The organism is Spirillospora sp. NPDC047418, assembly GCF_040643275.1.
Taxonomy (GTDB): domain Bacteria; phylum Actinomycetota; class Actinomycetes; order Streptosporangiales; family Streptosporangiaceae; genus Spirillospora.
In genome coordinates this window covers 69,753-94,914 of sequence record NZ_JBEYTW010000027.1, presented here as the reverse complement: position 1 = coordinate 94,914, position 25,162 = coordinate 69,753, and the positions used below count along the sequence as shown (strand labels likewise).

General features: G+C 73.0%; 26 protein-coding genes and 1 pseudogene. 12 read left to right on the top strand and 15 right to left on the bottom strand.

The window, feature by feature from the left end:
* Positions 1-138: 138 nt before the first annotated feature.
* The 6 genes from ABZ806_RS19200 to ABZ806_RS19175 form a co-directional block, all read right to left on the bottom strand.
* Positions 139-831 (bottom strand): signal protein, encoded by a 693-nt coding sequence (locus tag ABZ806_RS19200; RefSeq protein ID WP_500218655.1) that lies wholly within the window; start codon positions 829-831, stop codon positions 139-141.
* Between the two features lie 56 nt (positions 832-887).
* Positions 888-1,685 (bottom strand): SDR family oxidoreductase, encoded by a 798-nt coding sequence (locus ABZ806_RS19195; protein WP_500218654.1) that lies wholly within the window; start codon positions 1,683-1,685, stop codon positions 888-890.
* A 173-nt stretch (positions 1,686-1,858) separates the two neighbouring features.
* Complete coding sequence (locus ABZ806_RS19190; protein WP_500218653.1) at positions 1,859-2,362, bottom strand: hypothetical protein; 504 nt, start codon at positions 2,360-2,362, stop codon at positions 1,859-1,861.
* A gap of 115 nt (positions 2,363-2,477) precedes the next feature.
* The gene (locus tag ABZ806_RS19185; RefSeq protein WP_500218652.1) at positions 2,478-3,065 is read right to left on the bottom strand and encodes a hypothetical protein; all 588 of its coding nucleotides are present in this window, start codon (positions 3,063-3,065) and stop codon (positions 2,478-2,480) included.
* Between the two features lie 89 nt (positions 3,066-3,154).
* Positions 3,155-4,123 carry an alpha/beta hydrolase gene (locus ABZ806_RS19180; protein WP_500218651.1) on the bottom strand — a complete coding sequence of 323 codons (969 nt, stop codon included), beginning with the start codon at positions 4,121-4,123 and terminating at the stop codon, positions 3,155-3,157.
* Between the two features lie 55 nt (positions 4,124-4,178).
* The gene (locus tag ABZ806_RS19175; protein ID WP_500218650.1) at positions 4,179-4,742 is read right to left on the bottom strand and encodes a DUF1349 domain-containing protein; all 564 of its coding nucleotides are present in this window, start codon (positions 4,740-4,742) and stop codon (positions 4,179-4,181) included.
* A gap of 152 nt (positions 4,743-4,894) precedes the next feature.
* Here ABZ806_RS19175 and ABZ806_RS19170 point away from each other — a divergent pair, with 152 nt between their 5' ends.
* The 5 genes from ABZ806_RS19170 (at position 4,895) to ABZ806_RS19150 (ending at position 9,461) form a co-directional block, all read left to right on the top strand.
* Positions 4,895-5,827, top strand: a complete 933-nt coding sequence (locus ABZ806_RS19170) for a phosphatase PAP2 family protein (RefSeq protein WP_500218649.1) — start codon at positions 4,895-4,897, stop codon at positions 5,825-5,827.
* Positions 5,828-5,894: 67 nt separating this feature from the next.
* Entirely contained in the window at positions 5,895-5,972 is a 78-nt protein-coding gene (locus ABZ806_RS19165; RefSeq protein WP_500218660.1) for a putative leader peptide, read from the top strand.
* Positions 5,973-6,147: 175 nt separating this feature from the next.
* Entirely contained in the window at positions 6,148-7,476 is a 1,329-nt protein-coding gene (locus ABZ806_RS19160; protein ID WP_500218648.1) for a bifunctional o-acetylhomoserine/o-acetylserine sulfhydrylase, read from the top strand.
* Positions 7,473-8,627, top strand: coding sequence for a homoserine O-acetyltransferase MetX (gene metX / locus ABZ806_RS19155; RefSeq protein ID WP_500218659.1), 1,155 nt, complete (start codon positions 7,473-7,475; stop codon positions 8,625-8,627). Before ABZ806_RS19160 ends, metX begins: the two co-directional genes overlap by 4 nt.
* A gap of 72 nt (positions 8,628-8,699) precedes the next feature.
* Positions 8,700-9,461: a creatininase family protein gene (locus ABZ806_RS19150; RefSeq protein WP_500218647.1), complete on the top strand. Its 762-nt coding sequence runs from the start codon at positions 8,700-8,702 to the stop codon at positions 9,459-9,461.
* Between the two features lie 3 nt (positions 9,462-9,464).
* On the opposite strand, the pseudogene ABZ806_RS19145 reads toward ABZ806_RS19150, so the two are convergent.
* The 9 genes and pseudogenes from ABZ806_RS19145 to ABZ806_RS19105 all read right to left on the bottom strand — a co-directional run.
* Positions 9,465-10,229, bottom strand: a pseudogene (locus ABZ806_RS19145) (lysylphosphatidylglycerol synthase transmembrane domain-containing protein); the annotation flags it as partial.
* Positions 10,226-11,020 (bottom strand): class I SAM-dependent methyltransferase, encoded by a 795-nt coding sequence (locus tag ABZ806_RS19140; protein WP_500218646.1) that lies wholly within the window; start codon positions 11,018-11,020, stop codon positions 10,226-10,228. The gene ABZ806_RS19140 and the pseudogene ABZ806_RS19145, both read right to left, overlap by 4 nt.
* Positions 11,017-12,090: a glycosyltransferase family 4 protein gene (locus ABZ806_RS19135; RefSeq protein ID WP_500218645.1), complete on the bottom strand. Its 1,074-nt coding sequence runs from the start codon at positions 12,088-12,090 to the stop codon at positions 11,017-11,019. The genes ABZ806_RS19140 and ABZ806_RS19135 overlap by 4 nt, the downstream gene beginning before the upstream one ends.
* Positions 12,087-12,485: a 6-pyruvoyl trahydropterin synthase family protein gene (locus ABZ806_RS19130; protein WP_500218644.1), complete on the bottom strand. Its 399-nt coding sequence runs from the start codon at positions 12,483-12,485 to the stop codon at positions 12,087-12,089. The genes ABZ806_RS19135 and ABZ806_RS19130 overlap by 4 nt, the downstream gene beginning before the upstream one ends.
* A 22-nt stretch (positions 12,486-12,507) precedes the next feature.
* Positions 12,508-13,479, bottom strand: a complete 972-nt coding sequence (locus tag ABZ806_RS19125; protein WP_500218643.1) for a zinc-dependent alcohol dehydrogenase — start codon at positions 13,477-13,479, stop codon at positions 12,508-12,510.
* The gene (locus tag ABZ806_RS19120; RefSeq protein ID WP_500218642.1) at positions 13,436-14,284 is read right to left on the bottom strand and encodes a CDP-alcohol phosphatidyltransferase family protein; all 849 of its coding nucleotides are present in this window, start codon (positions 14,282-14,284) and stop codon (positions 13,436-13,438) included. The genes ABZ806_RS19125 and ABZ806_RS19120 overlap by 44 nt, the downstream gene beginning before the upstream one ends.
* Complete coding sequence (ribA, locus tag ABZ806_RS19115; protein WP_500218641.1) at positions 14,284-14,943, bottom strand: GTP cyclohydrolase II; 660 nt, start codon at positions 14,941-14,943, stop codon at positions 14,284-14,286. Before ribA ends, ABZ806_RS19120 begins: the two co-directional genes overlap by 1 nt.
* 122 nt (positions 14,944-15,065) lie before the next feature.
* Positions 15,066-15,812, bottom strand: a complete 747-nt coding sequence (locus ABZ806_RS19110; protein WP_500218640.1) for a nucleotidyltransferase domain-containing protein — start codon at positions 15,810-15,812, stop codon at positions 15,066-15,068.
* Positions 15,812-16,510 carry a nucleotidyltransferase domain-containing protein gene (locus ABZ806_RS19105; RefSeq protein ID WP_500218639.1) on the bottom strand — a complete coding sequence of 233 codons (699 nt, stop codon included), beginning with the start codon at positions 16,508-16,510 and terminating at the stop codon, positions 15,812-15,814. The genes ABZ806_RS19110 and ABZ806_RS19105 overlap by 1 nt, the downstream gene beginning before the upstream one ends.
* A gap of 209 nt (positions 16,511-16,719) precedes the next feature.
* Here ABZ806_RS19105 and ABZ806_RS19100 point away from each other — a divergent pair, with 209 nt between their 5' ends.
* The 7 genes from ABZ806_RS19100 to ABZ806_RS19070 all read left to right on the top strand — a co-directional run bounded on the left by ABZ806_RS19100 (position 16,720) and on the right by ABZ806_RS19070 (position 25,149).
* Positions 16,720-18,021, top strand: coding sequence for an ABC transporter substrate-binding protein (locus ABZ806_RS19100; RefSeq protein ID WP_500218638.1), 1,302 nt, complete (start codon positions 16,720-16,722; stop codon positions 18,019-18,021).
* A 2-nt stretch (positions 18,022-18,023) separates the two neighbouring features.
* Positions 18,024-19,010, top strand: a complete 987-nt coding sequence (locus ABZ806_RS19095; protein WP_500218637.1) for a carbohydrate ABC transporter permease — start codon at positions 18,024-18,026, stop codon at positions 19,008-19,010.
* Complete coding sequence (locus tag ABZ806_RS19090; RefSeq protein WP_500218636.1) at positions 19,007-19,831, top strand: carbohydrate ABC transporter permease; 825 nt, start codon at positions 19,007-19,009, stop codon at positions 19,829-19,831. The genes ABZ806_RS19095 and ABZ806_RS19090 overlap by 4 nt, the downstream gene beginning before the upstream one ends.
* Before the next feature lie 27 nt (positions 19,832-19,858).
* On the top strand, positions 19,859-21,487 hold the full coding sequence (locus ABZ806_RS19085; protein ID WP_500218635.1) for a glycoside hydrolase family 13 protein: 1,629 nt from the start codon (positions 19,859-19,861) through the stop codon (positions 21,485-21,487).
* 5 nt (positions 21,488-21,492) lie between these two features.
* Complete coding sequence (locus ABZ806_RS19080; protein ID WP_500218634.1) at positions 21,493-22,539, top strand: LacI family DNA-binding transcriptional regulator; 1,047 nt, start codon at positions 21,493-21,495, stop codon at positions 22,537-22,539.
* Between the two features lie 198 nt (positions 22,540-22,737).
* The gene (locus ABZ806_RS19075) at positions 22,738-24,033 is read left to right on the top strand and encodes an ABC transporter substrate-binding protein (RefSeq protein ID WP_500218633.1); all 1,296 of its coding nucleotides are present in this window, start codon (positions 22,738-22,740) and stop codon (positions 24,031-24,033) included.
* Positions 24,034-24,153: 120 nt separating this feature from the next.
* On the top strand, positions 24,154-25,149 hold the full coding sequence (locus ABZ806_RS19070) for a carbohydrate ABC transporter permease (RefSeq protein WP_500218632.1): 996 nt from the start codon (positions 24,154-24,156) through the stop codon (positions 25,147-25,149).
* Positions 25,150-25,162: the final 13 nt, after the last annotated feature.

Below are 25,162 nucleotides of genomic sequence, written 5' to 3'. Positions count from 1 at the left end.
TGGTCCCACTGGCGACGCCGTCACCAGGCCCGATCCCAGGCCAGCCACTACCACCGACAAGCCACTCAAGCATGAAGATCGCGATCTACAACTGGAGTACTAACCCCTACCCGCCCTCCAGCGGGGTTGCCCGTGCGTTTACGCCGCCGCTACGAATGGCGTTTGTGTCTTCTGCTGCCGCGGCTCGGAGGTCACGGTCAGTTCGTAGTTCGCCGAGGTGCGGAAATCTCCGCTGCTTCCGCGGATGGCGACCTTGTGCGGCCCGGGTGTCAGCGGCGGGATCACGCCCCAGAGGCCGCATCCGTAGGCCCGGACCGTTCCCTCGTCGCTGGCCGGATTGCCGGCGACCCCGGTGATCGTGATGGGCACGGCCGGCCACCGCTTGAGGGCCGCCTCTTTTCCGTCCACGGTCAGGGTCCCGGTCGCGGTCTCCATGAAGTACGCGCAGAGCCCTTCGGAACCGCGCTGGTTGACGACCGGCGCGACGAGCGTGCGGCCCACCGGGACGTCGCAGCGACGCGTCACGGACCCGCCGAACGTCCCGGCCAGGAACCAGAGGTCGGACGGCTGATCGACCGCGCAGAACTCCCCCGTGGCGTCCTCGACGGGGTTGCGCCCCGACGGCGAGCCGGCGGCCCAGCTCCACCAGGCGGACTGCACGTCCGCGGGCTCCTGCGATCCGACGGCGGCGCCTCCGCTCGGGGCAGGCGGCCCGCTCTCCGTCATGGCGTCGGCACCGGCGGAGGCGGCGGTATCGTCCGGCCTCTCCTCGGCACATCCGGCGACCAGCCCTAACACCACCAGCGAAACCACAATGCGGCTGCGAATCATCGCCGCAGATTAGCGCGAGCTTGATCAAGGCACGATCGAATATCCCGAGCCCGCTTTTACAGGCCGTAACGGGTGAGGACGTCGCGCTTGCGCAGCGTGAGGAATTTGCGGGTCATGCGGGCGGTGGTGAGCCAGGCGATGGCGTCGCCGTTCTTGGTACTGGCCAGCATCCTGTCGACCAGGTAGGGCGCGACGTCGTCGACGTGGTCGCAGAGGATGTTGAGGATCTTGCGCTGGTCCGCCACCTGCTCCGGTGCGGCGGCGGCCTCCCGGAGCCATCCCTCGGTGATGAGCATGCCGGGGCTGACCTGCCCGACCCGCACGCCGGTGCCGGCGACCTCCTTGACCAGCGCGCGGGTGAAGGAGTCCAGGCCGCGCTTGGTGGCCGAGTAGACGCCCATGCCGGGCCGGATGCGGCCATCGCTGCCGCCGCCGAGGACGTTGAAGACCTGGCCGCCGCCCTCGGCGCGCATGCCGCGGACCGCGACCTGGGCGCCGTACACGGTGCCGAGCATGTTCGTGGTGACCATCGCGCGGACCTCGTCGGCCGTGGTCTCGGCGATGGGACGAGTCGTGTGGGCGACACCGGCGTTGTTGATCCACAGGTCGACCCCGCCGAGCAATTCCACCGCGGCGTCCCACAGGCCCTCGACCTGCGCGATATCGGTGACGTCCGCGGTCTTCCCATGGACGGCGGCGTCCCCGGACGCGTCCTTGCGCAGCCGTTCTCCGGCCTCGTCCACCGCCTCCCGGTTACGGCCGGAGACGACCACGGAATGCCCGCGCCCGACCAGTTCACGCGCGAGCGCGAAACCGATTCCCCGCGTGCTGCCGGTGATGACCGCGTTGCGCATGCCTGCTCCAGGTGCGAGGGCCGGTCCAGGTGCCGCATACGCATTCCCGGAAACGGCGTCCGGACCTGATCATCGCAACGCGGGGATATGCGACGCACCTGTTCCGGCGCGGCGATCCGCGTCCTCTTACGGCCAAGCCCTCCCCCGGGCGTGCTCAGCTGCCGGACGCGCGGTCAGCGGGCGTCGCTGCGCGCCTGGCGGCGGGCACCCTTGGCGCGGGTGGCGGCGTGACGGCGGTTCAGGGCCGCGTCGGCGCTCGTCGGGCGGCGGCGGGCCGTGGTCTGGGCCGCCAGCGGCTCCGGTTCCGGGGCGCCGGGTCCTCGCGGCCGCCGGCGGGACGGGTTCGCGGCGGCGATGCGCCGGGCCTTCAACTCGGCCGCGGCGTGCCTCGCCGCCCTGGCCAGGTACCAGCTCACGCGGGCCAGAGCGTCCTCGAACACCTCGGCCTTCTGGGCGTTGCGCAGGTTCTTCGGACGGGCCTTGCCGCGTCCGCCGTGCTCCTCGACCCGCGAGCTCGCGGTGCGCCGGTAGAGCTTGCTGTACTTGTCGCGGGCCCGGCGGATCCGCGTGTGCAGGTCCGCGAGATCGTCCTCGTCCAGGCGGGTGAGTTCGGTCGTCGCCGTCTCCCGGACCAGGGCCTTCTCGTCCTCGTTCAGCGAGTTCAGCAGCGCCTTCATTGGGCCTCCCCGGCATTCGTCCCCCTTTGGAGGGTCGCATGCGCACTTTCAAGGACAGGGCACGAAATGTCCCAAAGACCGCAAGTTGCGGCGGCTTCGCCTTCAGTGGCGGGGCTCATGTGGCCGGGCGGGAGCGGGTGGTCCTCTCCTGGAGCCAGCCTGCTGCGAGGAGGACGGCGATCAGGGCTCCGCCCGTCAGGGCCGTGTAGCCCGGGCCCGTGGTCAGGGCGGCGGCCGCCCAGGCCGCGAAGGCGGCGACGCAGGTGAGCATGATCGGGAGGCGGCCCGTCCACGCGACCAGCAGGGAGGTCACGGCCAGCAGGACGCCCAGGACGGCGGCGAGGACCGTGGTGATCGAGCCGGGCCAGTCGGATGCCCCGGCGGCCAGGAGGCCGTGTACCAGGAAGATCGGCAGGCACGCGAGCCGCATCCACCAGGGGCCGAGCGGCGTCCGGCCCTCGTCGCCGGTCCCGGCGCGCTCGGCCAGCCGCCGGACGAGCAGTTCCGCCACGACGAACGCGGCCACCGTCACCGGGACCGCCCAGATGAGCGGCAGGACCGGGCCCTTGGAGTCGCCGGCGGCGGCCGCGATGATCGAGGACGGTCCGAAGGCGATGGCGGCCAGCAGCACCGCCACACCGAGGCAGCCCAGGCAGCCCCGGCCGGAGGCGGGCTTCCTCGGCCCCTTGTCGTGGTCGGTCATGGCGATGCCGCGGTCCTTTCGCCGTCTGCGGAACCGGTCAATCATCCACCACGGCGGGCGACACGGGGAGGCGTCCGGCAGGGATTGCGCTAGGCGGCCTTCTGCGGGGTGCCCGCGTTCGTGACGCGGCGGGCGAAGGCGCCTATCTCCTTGATGGCGACCAGGCCCTCGCGGGAGATGTCGGCGAAGACCTGGAAGACGTGGACCTGGCCCTCCCAGATCTGCAGGGTGCAGGGGACGCCGGCGGCGCCGAGGCGTTCGGCCATCAGTCCGGCGTCGGCGAGCAGGACCTCGATCGCGCCCGCCTGGATGAGGACGGGCGGCAGGCCGGCGAGGTCGGCGTGCACCGGTGAGAGCCACGGGTCGGTCGGCTCGGCGCCGGGGAAGCAGGTGCGCACCAGGTCCCGCAGGCGGTGCGCCGGGATGAAGGGGTCGAGGGCGGCGTTGGCGTGGGCGATCTTGGGGGCGAGGTCCAGGTCGGCGAAGGGCGACAGGGCGGCGATGCCGGCGGGGCGGGGCAGGCCGGCGCGGAGGGCGTGGAGCGGGGCCATGAACGACAGGTAGCCGCCCGCGGAGTCGCCGGCGATCACGATGTCGTCCGCGTCGTAGGTCCTGAGGAGCCAGCGGTAGGCGCCGACGCAGTCGTCGATGGAGGTCTGGATCGGGACGCGCGGCTGCATCCGGTAGGCGACCGACAGGACGGGCATGCCGGCGGCCTGCGAGATGCGGGCGATCATGCGGCGGTGGGTGCGCAGGCCGCAGGCGACGAAGCCGCCGCCGTGGAAGTAGAGGATCACCCGGCGGGAGCCGGTCGGGACGCCGGGGCCGCGCACCCATTCGGCGCCGCAGCCGAGGCCCGTCACCTTCGCGACCCTGGTGCCGCGCGGCGGCACGAGGAGGGCCGCGGCCAGGTCGATCAGCGGGACGAAGCGCAGCGTGAACGGGGTCCACGGGGCCCGCTCGACGAGCGGCCGGACGGCGCGGCGCATGAACCGCGCGGCCAGCCGCGCTCCCCGGCCGCATCCGGCGCGTTCCTCGATCAGCGGCGCGACCGTCATGTGCCATCCCTCCCGCGGTTGTCCGCGGGAGCCTACCAAGTAAGCGCTTGGGTGCCTACGGGTGCAGGGCCTCGTCGGGCGGGCCCGCGGTCACCCGGGTGAACCGGACGGTGAGGCCCGCGCGCTCCGGGGCGCAGCAGTAGGGCCCGGCCGCGGCCTCGACGCCGGGCGGGAACGGCGCCAGGCGGATCATCTGCCAGGGATCGCCGCCCGCGCGGGCCCGGACGGTGACGGCGTCGCCCGAGCGGCTCGCCCGGAGGGTCACCTCGCGGCCCCGCCACGGGACGGGAGCCGAGGACCAGTCGGAGACTCCGCCGGTCACCACCGCGCCCAGTTGGAGGGCGCCGTCGCAGTATTCGACGCCCGCCTTGATCCACGTCCTCTCGTCCAGGCGCACGAGGACGCCCGCCTGGTCGAACTGGTGGTCGTAGTCGGCGAGGAACGAGACCTCGATCCCGGCCTCGGGCCCGAAGGGCGACAGCAGGGCGTGGCCGCTGTCGCGGTCGTAGCCGTAGGACGTCGTCCGCCAGAAGTCGCCGCCCTTCACCGCGGTGACGAGGAGCGCGGAGCCGTCCTGCGCGAGGGCGGCGGGCGGGTTGAGCCATTCGCCGGTGATCACGCTGCGGAATCTACGGGAGGGGTGGGGTTAACTCCACCCCCGGGGATGGGCCTTCCCTCCAGTTTTCATGGAGTTGGGCCCAGTGCCCGCCGAAGTGTCGGACGCGAAGGTTGTGATTGGACGGGGAACACCGGCACGGGGAGAGGGGCACCATGGCGAGCACGGCGGCGGCACGGGGAGTGCTGGGGAGCAGAGCGCGGCCGCTGCTGATCGAGGCAGGCCTCCTGGTGGTCCTGTTCGCGTTCTACAAGTGGGGGCGGACGCTCGTCGAGCAGGGGCCCGGCCAGGCCATGTCGAACGCCGCGTGGCTGTGGGGGTTCGAGCAGCCGTGGCTGCCGAGCGAGGTCGCGTTCCAGCACTGGGCGCTCGGATGGGAGCACACCGCGTTCCTGGCGAACGTGTACTACGTCGGCGTCCATTTTCCGGGGACGGCGCTGCTGCTGATCTGGCTCTACGTGCGGCACCGGCAGTCCTACGCCAGGGTGCGGAACGAACTGGTGGTCCTGACGGCGGCCGGGCTGGCGGTGCACATGCTCTTCCCGCTGGCGCCGCCGCGGCTGGCCGGGATCGGCGCCGTCGACACCATGCTGACCGTGGGGCCGTCGGCGTACCCGGCGGCGGCGGACGGGATCGCGAACCAGTACGCGGCGATGCCGTCGCTGCACATCGGGTGGGCGGTCCTCGTGGCGGTCGCGGTGCTGCGGGTGTCGCGGAGCCGGTGGCGGTGGGCGGTCGCGCTGCACGCGCCGGTGACGGTGCTCGTGGTGGTCGTGACGGCCAACCACTACTGGACGGACGGGATCGTCGCCGCCGTGCTGCTGGCCGGCGCCATGGCGCTCGTCGCGGCGGCCGGGCGGCTGCGGCGCGGCCCCGGCGGCGCGGCCGTGCCCGAGGCCGTCGCGCCCACCGCGCTCCCCGCGCCCGGACGGTCCGGCGAGGCGGCGCGGGCCGCCCGGCCGGCGGCCGGCTCCCGCGCCGCGCACGGTGATCGCGAAGGCGCGCACCACCCGGACGCCGCGCACCACCCGGACGCCGCGGACCACCCGGACGCCGCGGACCGCGACGACGAACTCGTGCCCGCCTGAGCGGACCCGGTCCAGCTGTGACGCAGGTTACTCAACAACGTCACGCTGACCAGGGTAAACTACGCAGATGCCCATGCTCGTGGCACGCCGCCATGTCGACTACGGGCGCGTCACCAGCTGCGCCTGTTGCCGCGCGACGCACTGACGCCGCCGCCCCGCCCGGCGCCGTCCCGCGAGCCCCGGCGCGCACCCGCACCGCACCGCCTGCGGCGCGCGCCCCCGGCGCCCATCCGCTCGCACCCACCGCGTCCCGCACCGCCGTGATGGCGCCGGACCCGCACGAGCCAGTCCCCTTGCCCTCGTCCAGTCCAAGGAGAGCCATGAGTGAGCACGCCGACCCCGCCACGTCCGCCGAGGCCGGCTGGTCCTTCGAGACCAAGCAGGTGCACGCCGGCAGCGCGCCCGACCCCACCACCGGCGCGCGGGCGGTGCCGATCTACCAGACGACCTCGTTCGTCTTCCGCGACACCGAGCACGCCGCGAACCTGTTCTCGCTCGCCGAGAGCGGCAACATCTACACCCGCATCATGAACCCGACGCAGGACGCGTTCGAGAAGCGCATCGCCGCGCTGGAGGGCGGTGTCGGCGCGGTGGCGGTGGCCTCCGGGCAGGCCGCGGAGTCGATGGCGATCTGGAACCTGGCGCGCGCGGGCGACCACATCGTCTCCAGCTCCACCATCTACGGCGGCACCTACAACCTGTTCCGGCACACCCTGCCGAAGTTCGGCATCGAGGTGTCCTTCATCGAGGACGCCGACGACCTGGACGCCTGGCGCGCCGCGATCCGGCCGAACACCAAGGCGCTGTTCGCCGAGAGCATCGGCAACCCGCGCGGCAACGTCCTGGACATCCAGGGCGTCGCCGACGCCGCGCACGCGGCGGGCGTGCCGCTGATCGTGGACAACACGATCGCGACCCCGTACCTGGTGCGGCCGATCGAGCACGGCGCCGACATCGTGGTGCACTCGGCGACCAAGTTCATCGGCGGCCACGGCACCACGATCGCGGGCGTGGTCGTGGACGGCGGGACGTTCGACTTCGGCGCGCACCCCGATCGCTTCCCCGACTTCACCGAGCCCGACCCGAGCTACAACGGCCTCCAGTACTGGCCGGCGCTCGGCCCCGGCGCCTTCGGGATCAAGCTGCGCGTGCAGCTGCTGCGCGACCTCGGCCCGGCCCTCGCGCCGCACTCGGCGTTCCTGCTGCTGCAGGGCGTGGAGACGCTCAGCCTGCGGATGGAGCGGCAGTCGGCCAGTGCGCAGGAGCTGGCCGAGTGGCTGGAGCGGCACGAGGCGGTGTCGGCCGTCCACTACCCGGGGCTGGCGTCCAGCCCGTGGCACGCGGCCGCGCAGCGGTACATGCCGCAGGGCGCGGGCGCGGTGTTCACCTTCGAGCTGCGCGACGGCATCGAGGCGGGACGGCGGTTCGTGGAGGGCGTCGAGCTGTTCAGCCACCTGGCCAACATCGGGGACGTGCGCAGCCTGATCATCCACCCGGCGTCCACCACGCACAGCCAGCTCAACGAGGCCGAGCTGGCCGCCGCCGGCGTCTCCCCCGGCCTGGTGCGGCTGTGCATCGGCATCGAGAGCGTCACCGACCTCAAGGCCGATCTGGAGGCCGGCTTCCGCGCGGCGAAGGGCGCGTCCTGAGCACCGACGCCGAGACCGCACCGGTCTCCCTCCCGCCGGCCTCCGGAGCCTGGCGGGAGGGGGACCCGCCCGGACGACGGCAGTGGGCCACCCTGGACCGGCCGCTGCCGCTGGAGGCCGGCGGCACGCTGCCCGGGGTGCGGCTCGCGTACGAGACCTGGGGCCGGCTCGCCCCGGACGCGTCCAACGCGGTGCTGGTGCTGCACGCCCTCACCGGCGACAGCCACGTCGCCGGGCCGATCGGGCCGGGGCATCCGACGCCCGGCTGGTGGGACGGGCTGGTCGGGCCGGGCCGCCCGCTGGACACCGACCGCTGGTTCATCGTCGCCCCCAACGTGCTGGGCGGCTGCCAGGGCAGCACCGGGCCGTCCTCGCGGCGCCCGGACGGGCGGACCTGGGGCGGTTCGTTCCCGCACCTGACGCAGCGCGACATGGTCGCCGCCGAGGCGCTGCTGGCGGACGCGCTGGGCATCGGCCGCTGGGCGCTGGTCACCGGCGGGTCGATGGGCGGGATGCGCGCCCTGGAATGGGCGGTGGCGCATCCCGAGCGCACCGGGTCGCTGCTCCTGCTCGCCACGACGGCGGCGGCGAGCGCCGACCAGATCGCGTGGGCGGGCGCGCAGCTGCACGCCATCCGGTCGGATCCGGGCTGGCGCGGCGGCGACTACCACGACGCCGGGGACGGGGCGGGCCCGCACACCGGGCTCGGCATCGCCCGCCGGATCGCCCACATCACCTACCGCAGCGAACCTGAGCTGCAGGACCGCTTCGGCCGCCGCCCGCAGGGCGGCGAGGACCCCCGGCGGTCCGGGCGCTACGAGGTGGAGTCCTACCTCGACCACCACGCCGGCAAGCTCGTCGGACGCTTCGACGCGGGCAGCTACGTCGTGCTCACCGAGTCGATGAACGGCCACGACGCCGGCCGGGGACGGGGCGGCACGGCCGCCGCGCTGCGCCGGGTGACGGCGCGGACGCTGGTGGCGGGGGTCGACTCCGACCGGCTCTACCCGCTGCCCCAGCAGGCGGAGCTGGCGGCCGGCATCCCGCACGCGGACCGGCTGCGGGTGATCGAGTCGCCGTCCGGCCACGACGGGTTCCTCACCGAGACCGAGCAGGTCGGCGGGCTCGTCCGGGAGCTGCTCGGCGGCTGAGCCCGCCCCGGCGCCCGGTGGACGGGGCAGAGCCGAGGCGGAGTCGCGGCGGAATTGCGGCAGAGTTGGGGCATGTTGCCGATGCAGACGAGCGCCGAGGTCCCGGACGTCCCCGTGGCGGTGCTGCCGGTGGGCAGCTTCGAGCAGCACGGGCCGTTCCTGCCGCTCGCGACCGACACGGTGATCGCGTGCACGCTCGCGGCGGAGATCGCGAAGGCGTACGCGGTGCGGACGCTCCCGCCCGTGACGATCTCGTGCTCGCACGAGCACGCCGGCTGGCCGGGGACCGTGAGCATCTCGGCGGCGACCCTGCACGCGGTGGTGCGGGACGTCGCGGGGTCACTGCGCAGGGCCGGGGTGCCGAAGCTCGTCCTGGTCAACGGGCACGGCGGCAACTACGTGCTCGGCAACGTCGTGCAGGAGGCGCACGGCGACATGGCGCTCTTCCCCGGTTTCGACGCGTGGGAGGCGGCCAGGAGGGCGGCGGGCGTCGAGACGTCCGGGGACGGCGACATGCACGCCGGGGAGCTGGAGACGTCGATCCTGCTGCACGCCCATCCCGAGCTGGTCCGGGACGGGTACGGCACCGCCGATCACCTCGCCGACGACCGGCGGCACCTGCTGACGACGGGGATGGCGGCCTACACGGAGTCGGGCGTCATCGGGCGTCCCTCACTGGCCGGCGCCGGCAAGGGCCGGGACGCGCTGCGGAGCCTGGTCGCGGCGTTCGGGGACGTCCTCGCTGTGCTTGCGCAGCAGGGCGGCGGCGCCGGGCAGGCACGCGACGAAGCTCAGCACCCCGTACACGACGGAGACGGTCAGGCCCTGCGCTGAGCCGAGCCCGGCGGCGCCGAACGCCAGCGCGAGGACGGCCTCCCGCGGCCCCCAGCCGCCGACGTTGACCGGCAGCACCATCGCCAGCAGGGCGAGCAGCAGCAGCGGAGCGAGCTGGGCGACCGGTGCCGTCGCGCCGGCCAGGCGGGCCGCGACGACGAACAGCGCCAGATGCCCCAGCAGCGCCGCGGCGGACAGCCCCGCGATGCCGGGCCAGGCGCGCGCGGCGGCACGCAGGTCGGTGAACGCGGACGCCAGGGCGGGATGCTTCCAGCGGCCCAGGACCAGCAGCAGGACCAGAACGGCCGCTACCGCGACCAGTGCGGGCGCCATCGCCGACAGCAGCGCCGGGTAGGCGAACAGGGCGGCGATCCCGGCGACGACGGCGACGCCCTGTCCGGCGGTCCGTTCGAGGAACACGGCCCGCACCCCGCGGGCGACGTCACCGGACCGCCGGCCGTGGCTCACCGCCCGGTGAACGTCCCCGAGGACCCCGGCGGGAAGGACCGCGTTGAGGAACTGGGACCGGTAGTAGTCCGTGACGGCGCCGCCCAAGGGCAGGTGCAGGCCGAGCCGCCGGGCGACCAGCCACCAGCGGGCCGCGCTGAGCACCGTGGTCACGAGCCCGATGGCGAGGGCGAGGACGATGGATTCGGCGTCGATCGAGTGGAACGCCGTCACGAAGGCGTCCGTGCTGTGCCACCACAGCAGCGCCCCGAGGATCCCCAGGCCCGTGGCCAGGCGCCCCCAGGGCCAGAGCTTCTTCATGATGTCCTTCCAGGTACGGCGAGCAGGTCCACGTGGTGGACGTCGACGGTGAGCCGGCCCGCGGCGCAGTCGGCGAGGCGGCGGCCCAGGTAGTCGTCGGCGAAGGCCGCGAGTTCCGGTCGCTGCTCGACGGCGGCGCCGACCCAGCCGCGCAGCCATGCGGCGGTCAGCGCGGCCTGGCCGGGGCCGAGCCGCCACGGGCTCGGACGCGTCACGACGGTCGCGCCGCGCCGCCCGAACGCCCCGGTGGCGGCGGTGACGGCGGCCGGCCCGAGGAGGCCGCCGCGGCGCTGGTGCGCGTCGAACGCGGCGGCGAACTCGGCGTCCAGCGGCTCGGCCGGGCAGACCCGGACGCGGCCGACGACCGACAGGGTGAGCAGCGCCGGGCAGCCGGTCGCCGCGGCGACCGTCTCCATCTCGGCGGCGGTGAGCACGTCCAGCAGCGCGGACGCGACGACGAGCGACGCGCCGACCAGGTCGGCCGCGCGCAGTGCGCCGAGGTCGCCGGCGCGGGTCTCGATCGTGGCGGGCAGCCCGTCGGCGGTGACGTAGGCGTTGGCGCGGGCCCGGTCGAGCAGTTCGGGGTCGCGGTCGTGCAGGATCCAGTGCTGCGGGCCGCGCAGCCGCCCCGACAGCCAGCGGCCGAGCGAGCCGGTGCCGCAGCCGAGGTCCCAGATGACCAGCGGCTCGTCCGGCGGCAGCGCGGCCCGGAGCGGATCGAGCAGGTCGGCGGCGCGGGCGGCGGCGTCGGCGCCCTCCCGCAGCGCCAGCCAACCGGGATCGAAGCTCATCGCGCCTCCCTCCGGAGCTTGGACAGGACGGTCGCCATGCGGCGCGCCGTGTCGTCCCAGCCGGGCAGCGTGCCGCGGCGCAGCCGGGCGGCGGCGCGCAGCCGCCCCCGCAGGTCGGGTTCGACGAGCCAGCGGCGCAGCGCCGCGGCGAGCGCGCCGGGATCGTCCGGCGGGACGAGCAGGCCGGGGACGGCGCCGGTCGGGTCCCAGCCGAGCGCGTCGGGGACGCCGTCCACCGACGACGCGACGACGGGGACACCGCGCGCGAGCGCCTCGGTCACCACCATCCCGAACGTCTCGGCGCGGGACGGGAGGACGAGCACGTCGGCGGTGGCGTAGGCGTCGTCCAGCCGCTTGCCGGTCAGCGGGCCCTCCAGGTCGACGCGGCCGCCGAGGCCGTGCCGGCCGATCAGCCGGCGCACGCGCGTCACATGGTCGGGGTCGCGGCCGAGCGGGCCCGCGCACGCGCAGTGCCACGGCAGGTGCGCGAGGCCGGACAGCGCCTCCACGAGGACGTCGTGCCCCTTGCGCGGGGTCACCGACGCCACGCACAGCAGCCGGGTCGCGCCGTCGGTGCCGGACGCGAGCGGCGCCGGGTCGGTGCCCGGGACGACGGCGTGGACGCGGGACGGGTCGAGCCCGTGGTGGGCGATGAGGTGGTCCTTGGCCCACGGGCTGGTCGCGACGACCGCCCCGGCCGACTCCAGGACCTCCCGCTCGCCGGCGTTCAGGTCGGCCTGCCCGGGCTCGTCCGCCAGCAGGAGGTGGACGAGGACCGCGAGCCGCAGCCGCCCCGCCTCCGGGACGACGATGTCCGGGACCCCGCACGCGACCAGGCCGTCCAGCAGGACGACGGCGCCGTCCGGCAGCGCGGCGAGGGAGCGGGCGAGGCCGTCGCGCGCCGCCCGGCCCGGCCGCGGCCACGCACCGGGCACCGCCACCTCCCGGACGGGACGCCCCAACGCCGCCAGCTCGTCGCACAGCCGCCGGTCGTAGCGGTTGCCGCCGCTCGGGACGCCGGCGTCGTCGATGTCGCCGGGGACGACGGCGCAGATCTCGGGCGCGGTCACAGGTCGCGCTCGTAACTGGCCCAGGCGACGTGCGACTCGTGCAGCGTCACCGTGAGGCCGGACAGGCCGCGCGCGTTCTCCCCCAGCGCGCCCGCGCGGACCCTGTCGGCGAGCCGGTCGGCGATGACCTTGGCGAGGAACTCGGTGGAGGTGTTGACGCCGGCGAACTCCGGCTCGTCGTCCAGGTTGCGGTAGTTCAGCCCGCCCAGGACCTCGCCCAGCTCGCGGGTGGCGAGCCCGATGTCGACGACGAGCCCGTCCGGGTCGAGGCCGGCCCGGCGGAACGTCGCGTCCACCACGTACGTGGCGCCGTGCAGCCGCTGCGCCGGTCCGAAGACCTCGCCGCGGAAGCTGTGCGCGATCATGACGTGGTCGCGGACGGTGATACCGAACAAGAGCGTCCTCCTCGTGTGGGGTTCAGTAGGCGATGCGGTGGCACAGGGCCGGGATCTCGCCGGCGGCGAGCCGCGGCATGACGTCCGGCAGCCCGGTGAACGGAGTCTCCCCGGTGATCAGCGCGTCGAACGCGGGGTTCGCGAGCAGCCGCAGCGCCAGCGCGAGCCGGTCGGCGAAGGTCCGGCCCGCCCGGCGGGACGGCGGCACCGCGCCGACCTGGCTGCCCCGGATGGCCAGCCGCCGCGAGTGGAAGAACTCGCCGAGCGGCAGGGCGACCCGCCGGTCGCCGTACCAGCTCAGCTCGACGACCTCCCCCTCCGGCGCGAGCAGCTCCAGCGACCGGGCCAGGCCCGCCTCGGTCGCGCTCGCGTGGACGACCAGGTCGCAGCCGCCGAGCGCCCGGTCGGGCGGCGCGAACTCCACGCCGAGCGCCTCCGCGACGGCCGCGCGGGACGGGTCGGTGTCGACCAGCTGCACGCGGGCCCCGGGGAACCCGGCGAGGACCGCGGCGACCGAGCAGCCGACCATCCCGGCGCCGACCACGGCGATGCGGTCGCCGACCAGGGGCGCCGCGTCCCAGAGGGCGTTCACGGCGGTCTCGACCGTCCCGGCGAGGACGGCGCGTTCCGGTGGCACGCCGTCCGGGACCACGCTGACCGCGCCCGCCGGGACGACGTACCGGGTCTGGTGCGGGTACAGGCAGAACACCGTGCGGCCGGCCAGCTCCGGCGGCCCGTGCTCGACCACGCCGACGTTCAGGTAGCCGTACTTGACCGGGCCGGGGAACGCGCCGTCCTGGAACGGCGCCCGCATGATCGCGTGCTGGTTCGGCGGGACGCCGCCGCGGAACACGATCGCCTCCGTCCCCCGGCTCACGCCCGAGTACAGCGTCCGGACGACCACCTCGCCCGGTCCCGGCTCGGGCAGGACCGCGTCGCGGATCTCGCCCTCACCTGGTGACCGGATCCAGAAGGCGCGCGCGTCGCGCTCCATCCGTGCCCCTCCCCCGACTCGTCTCCACCGGCCGGTCGCGCCGCGCGTACAGCCGCAGCACGTCCCGCCCGAACGACCACACCAGCAGCGCGAGCGCCGCCGCGACCAGCGGGCCCGCGTACGGGACGGTCCCGGACGCGGCGACGACCAGCACCACGCCCTGCACCACCGCGACGCCCTTGCGCGCGACGCTCGGCCGCAGGTCGGCGCGCAGCCACGGCGCCGCCCAGGCCGCCGCGCCGAACGCGTACCGCATGGCGCCGATCGCGAGTACCCACGCCCCGGCCGACCATGCGACCTCCACGCTCAGCACCAGCACCAGGAAGGCGTCGGTCTCCATGTCGAACCGGGCGCCGAGCCGGGACGCGGTGCCGGTGCGCCGGGCGACCTGCCCGTCCACGCCGTCCAGGACGAGCGCGGCCGACGCGACCGCGACCAGCGCGGCGGTGTGCCCGGCACCGGCCAGATGCCCCGCGACGAGCGCCGCCGCGCCGCCGGTCAGCACGACCCGGGCCAGCGTCACGTGATCGGCCGGCCCGAGCGCCCGCCGCCCGCGGAAGGCCCGGTTGAGGACCGCCCACGACGCCAGCGCGTATCCGACGCCCACGGCCAGGCCCGCGTGGCCGGGGCGAAGCACCGCCAGCAGCGCGAGCTGCGCCGCCACCGCGAGACCGAGCTCGGGCCCGCGGGTCGCCCGCAGGCGGCGCGGCGCCGGGACGGGCGCCCGCGGCACCGGCACCGGCCGCGTCAGGGGGCGCGCCCGCGGCCGCGTCAGGGGCCGCGTCAGCGTGACAGGCCGCGCCATCAGCGCACCTCGCCGACCGAGGCCTCACCGAGGACCGCGGCACCGTCCAGCTGGGGCAGGTCGTGGCCGAGGCGGTCGCGCTTGGCGGTGAGGTAGCGGACGTTGTCGTCGCTCACCGGGACGAGCAGCGGCACCCGCACCGGCACGGCGACCCCGTAGGACTCCAGCGCGCTGACCTTGTCCGGGTTGTTCGACATCAGCCGCACCGACCGGACGCCGAGGTGCCGCAGGATCCGGGCGGCGGGGCCGTAGTCGCGGACGTCCACCGGCAGCCCGATGGCGGTGGCCGAGTCGACGGTGTCGAGGCCCTGGTCGTCCTGCAGGATGTGGGTGCGCACCTTCGCGACGAGGCCGATCCCGCGCCCCTCGTGCCCGCGCAGGTAGACCAGGACGCCGGCGCCCTCGCGGACGATCGCGTCCAGCGCCGCGCCGAGCTGGTCCCCGCACTCGCAGCGGGTCGCGCCGAAGATGTCGCCGGTCATGCACTCGGAGTGCATCCGGACGAGCACGTCCCCGCACCCCCGGACGTCGCCGCGCACCAGCGCCATGTGCTCGTGCCCGTCGACCGGGTCCCGGAACGCGACGGCGCGGAACACGCCGCGCCTGGTCCGCAGATCCGCCTCCGCGATGTCCTTCTGGTCGATGCCCTGCTCGCGCATCGCTCCCCTTCCTCGGTCCGCGATCACCTGGTACGTGCTGACTGGTACGTGAAGACGTATCCGGGTGGTTGCGTCCAAACGGTCCGTACAACCGGTGGCACGCAGGGGAGGCACCGCAGGGTTCACCCTAGGCGCGCACGGACCACCAAGTCGTGCAGGGCACGGCGGCCCTCGGGGAACTCCGGCAGGCCACTGCGCTGCCGCTCGTCCTCCAGCCGCGCCGTGAGCGCGCGGACGTCGTCCCGCAGCCGGGCCGCGCCGGGAGCGTCCGCCGGAAGGGCACCGTGCTCGGCGGCGCGCTTGGCCTCGATCAGCTCCGGCAGGTAGGCCGGGCCGCCGCCGGTGAGGCGCGTCAGATCCGCCTCGACCTCACCGGTCCGCATCAGGTGGACGCCGGTCAGCAGCACCCGGAACGTGTAGAGCAGCGGCTTCAGCTCGCGCGACTTCTCGAACAGCGTCCACTGCGACCGCGCGAACCCCAGGTAGTGGTGTGCGTGGTTGGACGTGAGGAGCCCCGGCACGAGCTCCTTCAGCTCGGCGTGCAGCTGCGACGTGGCCACGACCAGCGGCGACATCACCTGTTCCAGGACGTAGCCGTTGCGCCGCAGCAGCAGCGCGCAGAACTTCGCCACGTCGTGGGTGACCGCGTCGGCCTCCACGCCGTCGTGGTCCCACATCAGGGTGACCGTCTCCTCGCCCTTCTCCAGGCCGACGATCTCCTCCAGCGGCAGCAGGTGGACGCCGCGCAGGTCGATGTCGGAGTCCTCGGACGGGAAGCCGTACAGGTGCGCGCCGCTGACGGTGAGGAACACGCGCGGGTACGGGTGGTCTGCGGCGAGGCGGTCGAGCATTCCCGCGGGGAGTCTCATCAGGTCACGCTCCTGCGGCGGATGGAGATCAGCAGGTCCTCGACCGCCGCGCGGTCGGGGTCGGATGGGAGGGGGCTGCGGGACAGGGCCTGGTCCAGGTCGGTGGTCAGGGAGGTGCGCCAGGTCTCGATCTCGTCCCAGCCGACCTCGCCGCGGCGGACGGCGAGGAGGCGGTCGCGGAGGTCGCCGACGTCCACGCGCGGCTCGCCGTGCCGGACGAGGTGCAGGCCGCTCACCAGCAGCCGCAGCATGTGCATGACGTGCTTCCAGCGCGGCTCGCCGCCGTTGCGCAAGTCGCCTTCCAGCTTGCGGAACTGGGACTCGGCGTAGCGGAGGAACGTGCGGTGCGCGTGCCGGGACAGAAAGGCCGGGCGGACGGCCAGCAGCTCCTCGCCGACCGGTGTCACGCGTTCCACGATCGGCGACCACAGGCACTCCAGGACGGTCGGGTTCGCGCCGAGCGCGAGCTCGCAGAACCGCTCCAGCTCCCATGAGAACTGCTCGGGCAGCGGGCCGTCCACGTGGGTCGGCGGCTTGGTGAAACGCCAGAACAGCGGGGCCGGGGCGGCGTAGACGCCGCGCCGGTCGACGTCGCTCGCATCGGTCGCCAGCCCGTAGGCTCGCGACCCCGTCACCACCGACAGGATCGTGTGGTCCCGGACGAGGTCCAGGGCGGCTTCATGGTCGGGATTCGTCACGGAGGCAGCCTCGCGCAGGGCCCGCGGGCGCGTCGAGCGGATTGTCGGGCGACTGTAAGCCGGTTACAGATCGGCCACAGACTTGCAGAAAGTTTCTGCAAGCGGTTTACGAGACTGGAACGCGTTGCTAACGTCCCGGTCCAGTCACCCCCAGAACGGACCTGCGGGGCGGCGGCCCCGGCGAGGGTCCGTCCCGCGAAGGAGGACACATGCGGCGCATCCCCCTGATCGGCGCCACGGTCGTCTGCGCCGCCGTCGCGCTCTCGCTCTCCGCCTGCGGCGGCGATGACGGCGGCGGCACCGCGGGCGGCGAGGGCGCGGCGGCGCTGGACGGCCGCGGCCCCATCACCTTCGTCACCGGCAAGGACCGCTCCGGCCACCTGCAGAAGCAGGTCGACGGCTGGAACGCCGGGCACGCGAAGGAGCAGGTCCGCATCATCGAGCTGCCGGACGAGCCCAACGACCAGCGCCAGCAGATGATCCAGAACGCCACGACCAAGTCGGACGCGTACTCGGTCCTGAACCTCGACGTCGTGTGGACCGCCGAGTTCGCCGCCAACCGGTGGCTCGCCGAGCTGCCCAAGGACAAGATCGACCTGTCCGCGATGCTGCCCGCCACGATCACCACCGGGCAGTACCGCGACCGGCTGTACGCGGTGCCGTCCACGTCCGACGCCGGGATGCTCTACTACCGCAAGGACCTCCTCGACAAGGCCGGGATCTCCGCGCCGCCGAAGACCTACGACGAGATGTGGGACGCCTGCGAGAAGGTCGGGAAGCTGCCCGAGGCGAAGGACATCGACTGCTTCTTCACCGAGGTCAACAAGACCGAGAGCCTGACGATCAGCGCCGTCGAGGCGATCGGCAGCGCCGGCGGCTCCATCATCGGCGCGGACGGCAAGCCGGCGCTGAGCACCCCGCAGGCCAAGGAGGGCGTCGAGTTCCTCGTGAAGGCCAAGAAGGAGCACATGCCGAAGGAGGCCGTCACCCTCGACACCGAGGGCGGGCGCCGCTACTTCCAGTCCGGCAGGCTCGTCTTCCAGCGGCAGTGGCCCTACCAGTACGCGCTCGCCAACTCCGAGGACGGCTCGTCCAAGGTCGCGGGCAAGTTCGCGGTCGCGCCGCTGCCGGGCCCGGACGGCCCCGGCGTCGCCAACCTCGGCGGGCACAACCTCGCGATCTCGGCGTTCGCCGAGAACAAGGCGACCTCGCTGGACTTCATCCGGTACCTGACCGGTGAGCAGTCGCAGCGCGCCAACCTGCTCGCCACCTCGCAGGCCCCGACGGTCGCGGCGCTGTACGACGACCCGGAGATGGTGAAGAAGTTCCCGTACCTGCCCGTCCTGAAGCAGGCCATCGCGAACGCCAAGCCGCGCCCGGTCGCGATCAAGTACGGCGACGTGACCGCCGCGATCCAGGGCGAGATGTACGACGCGGTGACCGGCAAGAAGCCCGTCGACCAGGCCCTGTCGGACCTGCAGGCCAAGCTCCAGCCGCTGACCGCGCAGTGAGCATGACCTCGACCGAGACGCCGCCCGCCGCGGGCACCTCCGCGGCGGGCGCGCCCCGCGGGCGGGGGCGCGACGTGCAGGGGACAAAGCGCCTCGCCGCGCTGCTGCTGTCCCCCACCCTGCTCGTGCTCGCGCTGGTCATCGGCTACCCCGTCCTCGCCGGGTTCCGCGAGTCGCTGTACGCGCGCGGCGAGGGCCTGGACGCGCAGGGGTTCGTCGTCGAGGGCGACCGGTTCGTCGGCCTGGACAACTACACCGCGATCTTCCAGGGCGACCGCGCCGACGCGTTCTGGAACGCCTTCTCCAACACCACGTTCTTCACGCTGACGACGGTGGTGCTGGAGACGCTGATCGGCGTCGCGATGGCGCTGATCATGCACCAGGCGTTCCGCGGGCGGGCGATCGTGCGGGCCGGCATCCTCGTCCCGTGGGCGATCCCGACCGCGATCTCCGGCCTGCTGTGGCGGTGGATCTTCCAGGCGGACGGCGCCGCGAACGCCGTGCTCGGCCGGCAGATCCTGTGGACCGCCGACGGCTTCGCCGCCAAGATCGCCATCGTCGTCGCCGAGGTGTGGAAGACCTCGCCGTTCATCGGGCTGCTCGTCCTCGCCGGGCTGCAGATGATCCCCCGGGACGTCTACGAGGCGGCCCGGGTGGACGGCGCCGGGCCCGTCCAGCAGTTTTTCCGCATCACGCTGCCGCTGGTGAAGCCCGCTCTGCTGGTCGCCGTGCTGTTCCGCATGCTGGACGTCCTGCGCATGTTCGACCTGCCCGCCGTGCTGATCGGCGTCAACCAGAAGTCGGTGGAGACGCTGACGATGATCGCCTGGTTCGAGGCGTCCAACCTGCGGTACGGGTCGGCGGCGGCGTACGCGACCATCCTGTTCCTCTACATCGCGCTGATCGCCTACCTGTTCGTGAAGCTGCTCGGCGCGGACATCATCGGCGAGGCCCGCCAGCAGTCGAAGCGCAGGAAGGCGGCGTCATGACGCAGGCGAAACGGCTGCTGTCCTATCTCGGCTTCGCCGCGGTGACCGTCTACTGCCTCGCGCCGTTCTACTGGATGACGGTCTCGGCGTTCCGCCGCCCGCAGGACCAGTTCGACAACTCGATCGTCCCCGCCCGGTGGTCGTGGGAGAACTTCTCCGCGGTCTTCTCCGGCGGCAACGGGTTCGGGCGGGCGCTGCTGAACAGCGTCGTCGTGGCGGGCGCCACCACCGTGCTGACGCTGCTGATCGGCACGTTCACCGCCTACGCGCTGGCCCGGCTGAACTTCCGGTTCAAGAACGCGGTGCTCGGGCTGATCATCGCGACCACGATGTTCCCCGGAATCTCGCAGCTCGTCCCCTTGCTGAAACTCTTCACCGACATCAAGTGGATCAACACCTACCAGGCGATGGTGCTGCCCAGCCTCGGGTTCGCGCTGCCGCTGTCGGTGTGGCTGCTCACCGCGTTCTTCCGGCAGCTGCCGTTCGAGCTGGAGCAGGCGGCGATGGTGGACGGCTGCACCCGCGGCCAGGCGTTCCGCAAGATCATCGTCCCGCTGGCGGCGCCCGGAGTGTTCACCACGGCGATCCTCACCTTCATCGCCGCGTGGAACGAGTTCCTCATCGCGCTGTCCATGGTCAACAAGAAGGAGATGCAGACCGCCACGGTCGCGATCTCCAAGTTCACCGGCGTCTCCGGGTTCGACCAGCCGTTCGGCACCCAGATGGCGGCCGGGGTGATCGTGACCGTCCCGCTCATCGCCCTCGTGCTGGTCTTCCAGCGCCGGATCGTCGCCGGGCTCACCGCCGGCGGCGTCAAGTAGCTCCCGACCCGATCTCGAAGGATGTTCATGACCCAGGACACCCTGCTCGTCCACGCCTCCCACGAGGAGGCGCGCACCCGCTGGTGGCACGACACCGTCATCTACCAGGTGTACGTGCGCAGCTTCGCCGACTCGAACGGCGACGGAGTCGGCGACCTGCCCGGCATCCGGTCCCGCCTGCCCTACCTGGCCGGCCTCGGCGTGGACGCGCTGTGGCTGACCCCGTTCTACGTCTCCCCGATGGCCGACTTCGGCTACGACGTGGCCGACTACCGCGACGTCGACCCGCTGTTCGGCACGCTCGACGACGCCCGCGGCCTGATCGCGGACGCGCACGCCCACGGCCTGCGGATCATCGTGGACGTCGTGCCGAACCACACCTCCGGCGAGCACGCCTGGTTCCGGGCCGCGCTCGCCGCGCCGCCCGGCTCCCCCGAGCGGGCCCGCTACATCTTCCGGGACGGCCGCGGCCCGGACGGCGCCCGGCCCCCCAACGACTGGGAGTCGGTGTTCGGCGGCCCCGCCTGGACCCGGCTGCCGGACGGCCAGTGGTACCTGCACCTGTTCGCGCCCGAGCAGCCCGACCTGGACTGGGAGAACCCCGAGGTCCACGCCGAGTTCGCGGACATCCTGAGGTTCTGGCTCGACCTCGGCGTGGACGGCTTCCGCGTCGACGTCGCCCACGGCATGGCCAAGGCCCCGGGGCTGCCCGACGTCGGCCACCCGAGCCAGGTCGAGATGCTCGGCACGGCCGTCCTGCCGTACTTCGATCAGGACCCCGTCCACGACATCCACCGCGCGTGGCGGCGCCTGCTCGACTCCTACGACGGCGAGCGGATCGCCGTCGCCGAGGCGTGGGCGCCGACTCCGCGGCGGCTCGCCCGCTACACCCGCCCGGACGAGCTGCACCAGGCGTTCAACTTCCACTACCTGACCGCGCCCTGGGACGCGGGCGGGCTGCGCGAGGTGATCGAGGAGTCCCTCTCCACCGCGGGCGAGGTCGGCGCCCCCGCGACCTGGGTGCTGTCCAACCACGACGTGAAACGGCACGTCACCCGGTACGGCGGCGGTGCGGCGGGGCTGCGGCGCGCCCGCGCGGCGGCGCTGCTGACGCTCGCGCTGCCCGGCTCGGCCTACGTCTACCAGGGCGAGGAGCTGGGCCTGCCGGAGGTGCTCGACCTGCCGGCGGAGTTCCAGCAGGACCCGCAGCGGCTGCGCGGCGAGGGCGCCGGGCGGGACGGCTGCCGCGTCCCGCTGCCCTGGGAGGGCGAGGAGCCCCCGTTCGGCTTCGGCGCGGGCGCCGCGTCCTGGCTGCCGATCCCCGCCGCGTGGCGCGACCTGACCGTGGCCGCGCAGGACGCCGACCCCGGCTCCACGCTGGCGCTCTACCGCGAGGCGCTGCGCCTGCGCCGCGAGCACCCTGCGCTCGGCGACGGCGAACTGCGCTGGGAGGCGGGTCCACCCGGCACACTTGTCTTCGTCCGGGAGAACGGGGGGAGGCGGCTCGCGTGCGCGGTCAACACGGGCGGCCGCGCGGCCCGCATGCCCCTGCGCGGGACACCGCTCCTCGCGAGCGGACCGGTCCAGACGGAGGGCGGCCACCTGGAGCTGCCCCCGGACACGGCTCTGTGGTGGGAAGCCGAGGAGATAGTTTGAAACCCATGACGACGCGCCTGGCGGACATCGCGGCGCACGCCGGGGTCAGCGAGGCGACCGTGAGCCGGGTGCTCAACGGCAAGCCGGGCGTGTCCCCGACCACGCGCCAGGCGGTGCTGACCGCCCTGGACGTGCTCGGCTACGAGCGCCCGGCCCGGCTGCGCCAGCAGCGCGCCGGGCTGATCGGGCTGATCATCCCGGAGCTGACCAACCCGATCTTCCCGGCGTTCGCCGAGGTCATCGAGAGCGCGCTCGCGCGGCACGGGTACATGGCGGTGCTGTGCTCGCAGGCGCCCGGCGGCGTCGCCGAGGACGACTACATCGAGATGCTGCTGGAGCGCGGCGTCGCGGGGATCATCTTCGTCAACGGCCTGCACGCCAACGCCAACTCCGACCGGGCCCGGTACGCGCGGCTGCTGGAGCAGGCGCTCCCGATCGTCCTGGTGAACGGGTACCGGCCCGACATCGCCGCGCCGTTCATCTCCAACGACGACGTGGCGTCGCTGGAGGCGATCGTCGCGCACCTGGCCGCAATGGGCCACCGGCGGATCGGGCTCGCGATCGGCCAGGACGTGTACGTGCCGACGCGGCGCAAGACCGAGGGGTTCCGCCGCGGGATGGCCGCGCACACCGACCTCACCCCCGACGAGGTCGACGGGCTGATCGTCAACACGATGTACACGGTCGAGGGCGGGCAGGCGGCGGCGGCCGAGCTGCTCGACGCCGGCTGCACGGCGATCTGCGGCGGCAACGACATCATGGCGCTCGGCGCGATCCGGGCGGCGCGGGCGCGCGGGCTCCAGGTGCCCGAGGACGTGTCGGTGACCGGGATGGACGACTCGCTCCTGACCGCCTACCTCGACCCGCCGCTGACCACCATCCGGCAGTCGGTGCGGGAGATGTCGATGGCGGCGGTGAGCACCGTCCTGGACGAGATCCGCGGTGTCCGCGCGTCCCGCACGGAGCTGCTTTACCGGCCGGAACTCGTGGTCCGGCGGTCCACGGCGCCGGCTCCGGCGGCGGCCCGGCTGACCCCGGTCAAGGAGGGGTGACGACACTGGTCAGCACGCCTTGACCGTATGCTGACCAGAGGTCGGACCGAGCCTGACCACCCTCGCTCCGCGGCCAGCTTCATGTAACGGTTCTATTTCGGCGATTGACAGTGAGCCCGGTCACGGTCTTTCCTTCGTGGGAGCGCTCCCACACCACTGCAAGACACAACCTGAGAGGGGTCCGCCATGAGGGCCATCATGCGGCGCGGACTGAGTACGGCGATGGCGGCGGTACTCGTCGGCAGCCTGTCCGTCGCGTGCGGCGGCGACGACGGCGACGAGGGAGGCTCCGACAGCGGGCCGATCGAGCTGACCGTCGACGTCTTCGGCGAGCCGGGCTACGACGCGCTCTACAAGCAGTACGAGCAGTCCCACCCCAACGTGAAGATCAAGCAGCGCAAGGTCTCCACGCTGGACGAGTACAAGCCGCGCATCCAGCAGTGGATGGCCACCGGAAGCGGCGCCGGCGACGTCGTCATGCTGGAGGAGGGCATCCTCCCGCTGTACATGCAGCAGGCGAACAAGTTCGTCAACCTCTTCGACCACGGCGGCAAGGACCTGGAGAAGAACTTCCTGCCGTGGAAGTGGCAGATGGGCGTCACCCCGGACGGCAAGCAGCTCGTCGGGCTCGGCACCGACATCGGCCCCCTCGCCATGTGCTACCGCAAGGACCTCTTCAAGAAGGCCGGCCTGCCCACCGACCGCGAGAAGGTGTCCGAGCTCTGGTCGACGTGGGACCAGTTCCTCGAGACCGGCAAGAAGTTCCAGGACAAGATGCCCGGCACCAAGTGGCTGGACGGGCCGACCGCCGTGTTCCGCGCCACCGTCCTGCAGAACGCCGGCAACGGCCCCGGCTACAGCTTCTTCGACAAGAGCAACAACCTCGTCTTCGACAGCAACCCCGCCGTCAAGACGGCCTTCGACACGTCGCTGAAGTTCGCGGAGAACAAGCTCACCGCGGACATGTCGATCTTCACCCCGCCGTGGCAGACCGCCCTCAAGCGGGACACCTTCGCCGCGCTGCCGTGCCCGTCCTGGATGCTCGGGGGCATCGAGGAGTTCTCCGGCGACTACGGCAAGGGCAAGTGGGACGTCGCCAAGACCCCCGGCGGCGCCGGCTACTGGGGCGGCTCGTGGCTCGCCGTGCCCAAGCAGACCAAGCACGCCAAGGCCGCCGCCGAGCTGGCCGAGTTCCTGACCTCCCCCGAGGGCCAGGTCGCCGCGTACAAGGCCGGGAACGTCTTCCCGTCCTCGCCGCAGGCCGCGCAGGACCCGGCCGTCGCGGGTGCGAAGAGCGCCTACTTCGGCGACGCCCCGGTCGGCAAGATCTTCGGTGAGCTGGCGGCCGGCGTGAAGCCCGTCCACCTCGGGCCGAAGAACGAGGACGTCCGGGCCGCGGTGGAGAACGTCCTGATCTCCGTGGGCCAGGGCAAGCAGAAGCCGGCCGACGCCTGGAGCAAGGCCGTCGACGAGGCCAAGAAGGCCGCCAGGTAACCCCCGGCGTCCCGTGACCACGGCGGCGGCGCCGCGCTGCTACCTCCCCGCCGGCGCCGCCGCCGTTCCCATCCGGTCTCTTCCCGCTTCGTCCCGTCCTCGGAAAGGAGGCGCACGACGATGACCACCGATCTGCGCCCCAGCCGGAACGGCCCGCCACCGCCACCGCCGGCGAAGGACCGGCCGGGCCCCGGCCGCACCTGGCGGGCCCGCCTGGCCCGGCTCGACTTGAAGGGCGCACCCTACGCCTTCATCTCGCCGTTCTACATCGTCTTCCTGATCTTCGGCGCGTTCCCGCTCGTCTACACGCTCTGGGTCTCCCTGCACGACTGGGAGCTGGCGTCCGGCACGCGCAAGTTCGTCGGGCTCGACAACTACGACTACCTGCTGACCGACGCCGACTTCTGGCACGCGACGGTCAACACCCTCGGCATCTTCGCCGTCTCGACCATCCCGCAGCTGCTGATCGCCCTGCTCGTGGCGAACGCGCTGAACCGGCGGATGCGGATGTCGACCCTGTTCCGGATCGGCATGGTCGCCCCGCTGGTCACCTCGACCGCCGCCGTCGCGATCGTGTTCACCCAGATGTTCGACACCAACTGGGGCATGGTCAACTGGGTGATCGGGCTGTTCGGCATCGACCCGATCCACTGGGCGAGCAGCCGCGGCTGGTCCTGGATCGCCATCGCGATGATGGTCGACTGGCGCTGGACCGGTTACAACGCGCTGATCTACCTCGCCTCCATGCAGGCGATCCCGAAGGACCTGTACGAGGCCGCCGCGATCGACGGCGCCTCCCGGATCCGCCAGTTCTGGCAGATCACGGTGCCGATGCTGCGGCCCACCATCATCTTCACGGTGATCATCTCGACGATCGGCGGGCTGCAGCTGTTCACCGAGCCCGTCCTGTTCAGCGTCGGCACGCCGAACAAGATGGACGGCGGCCCGATGCACCAGTTCCAGACGATCACGATGTACATGTACGACAACGCGTTCGGCCATGACCGGTACGGCTACGGCGCCACCGTCGCCTGGGCGCTGTTCGTGATGATCATCGTGTTCTCCCTGATCAACTTCCTGGCCGTGCGGCGCACGGGAGGGGGAGGTTCCAAGTGACCACGCTCCTCGC

Coding starts and splice junctions, on each gene's coding strand:
- ABZ806_RS19200 (WP_500218655.1), bottom strand. CDS start 831: ATGATTCGCAGCCGCATTGTGGTTTCGCTGGTGGTGTTAGGGCTGGTC.
- ABZ806_RS19195 (WP_500218654.1), bottom strand. CDS start 1,685: ATGCGCAACGCGGTCATCACCGGCAGCACGCGGGGAATCGGTTTCGCG.
- ABZ806_RS19190 (WP_500218653.1), bottom strand. CDS start 2,362: ATGAAGGCGCTGCTGAACTCGCTGAACGAGGACGAGAAGGCCCTGGTC.
- ABZ806_RS19185 (WP_500218652.1), bottom strand. CDS start 3,065: ATGACCGACCACGACAAGGGGCCGAGGAAGCCCGCCTCCGGCCGGGGC.
- ABZ806_RS19180 (WP_500218651.1), bottom strand. CDS start 4,123: ATGACGGTCGCGCCGCTGATCGAGGAACGCGCCGGATGCGGCCGGGGA.
- ABZ806_RS19170 (WP_500218649.1), top strand. CDS start 4,895: ATGGCGAGCACGGCGGCGGCACGGGGAGTGCTGGGGAGCAGAGCGCGG.
- ABZ806_RS19165 (WP_500218660.1), top strand. CDS start 5,895: ATGCCCATGCTCGTGGCACGCCGCCATGTCGACTACGGGCGCGTCACC.
- ABZ806_RS19160 (WP_500218648.1), top strand. CDS start 6,148: ATGAGTGAGCACGCCGACCCCGCCACGTCCGCCGAGGCCGGCTGGTCC.
- ABZ806_RS19150 (WP_500218647.1), top strand. CDS start 8,700: ATGTTGCCGATGCAGACGAGCGCCGAGGTCCCGGACGTCCCCGTGGCG.
- ABZ806_RS19140 (WP_500218646.1), bottom strand. CDS start 11,020: ATGAGCTTCGATCCCGGTTGGCTGGCGCTGCGGGAGGGCGCCGACGCC.
- ABZ806_RS19125 (WP_500218643.1), bottom strand. CDS start 13,479: ATGGAGCGCGACGCGCGCGCCTTCTGGATCCGGTCACCAGGTGAGGGC.
- ABZ806_RS19120 (WP_500218642.1), bottom strand. CDS start 14,284: ATGGCGCGGCCTGTCACGCTGACGCGGCCCCTGACGCGGCCGCGGGCG.
- ribA (WP_500218641.1), bottom strand. CDS start 14,943: ATGCGCGAGCAGGGCATCGACCAGAAGGACATCGCGGAGGCGGATCTG.
- ABZ806_RS19110 (WP_500218640.1), bottom strand. CDS start 15,812: ATGAGACTCCCCGCGGGAATGCTCGACCGCCTCGCCGCAGACCACCCG.
- ABZ806_RS19100 (WP_500218638.1), top strand. CDS start 16,720: ATGCGGCGCATCCCCCTGATCGGCGCCACGGTCGTCTGCGCCGCCGTC.
- ABZ806_RS19095 (WP_500218637.1), top strand. CDS start 18,024: ATGACCTCGACCGAGACGCCGCCCGCCGCGGGCACCTCCGCGGCGGGC.
- ABZ806_RS19090 (WP_500218636.1), top strand. CDS start 19,007: ATGACGCAGGCGAAACGGCTGCTGTCCTATCTCGGCTTCGCCGCGGTG.
- ABZ806_RS19085 (WP_500218635.1), top strand. CDS start 19,859: ATGACCCAGGACACCCTGCTCGTCCACGCCTCCCACGAGGAGGCGCGC.
- ABZ806_RS19080 (WP_500218634.1), top strand. CDS start 21,493: ATGACGACGCGCCTGGCGGACATCGCGGCGCACGCCGGGGTCAGCGAG.
- ABZ806_RS19075 (WP_500218633.1), top strand. CDS start 22,738: ATGCGGCGCGGACTGAGTACGGCGATGGCGGCGGTACTCGTCGGCAGC.
- ABZ806_RS19070 (WP_500218632.1), top strand. CDS start 24,154: ATGACCACCGATCTGCGCCCCAGCCGGAACGGCCCGCCACCGCCACCG.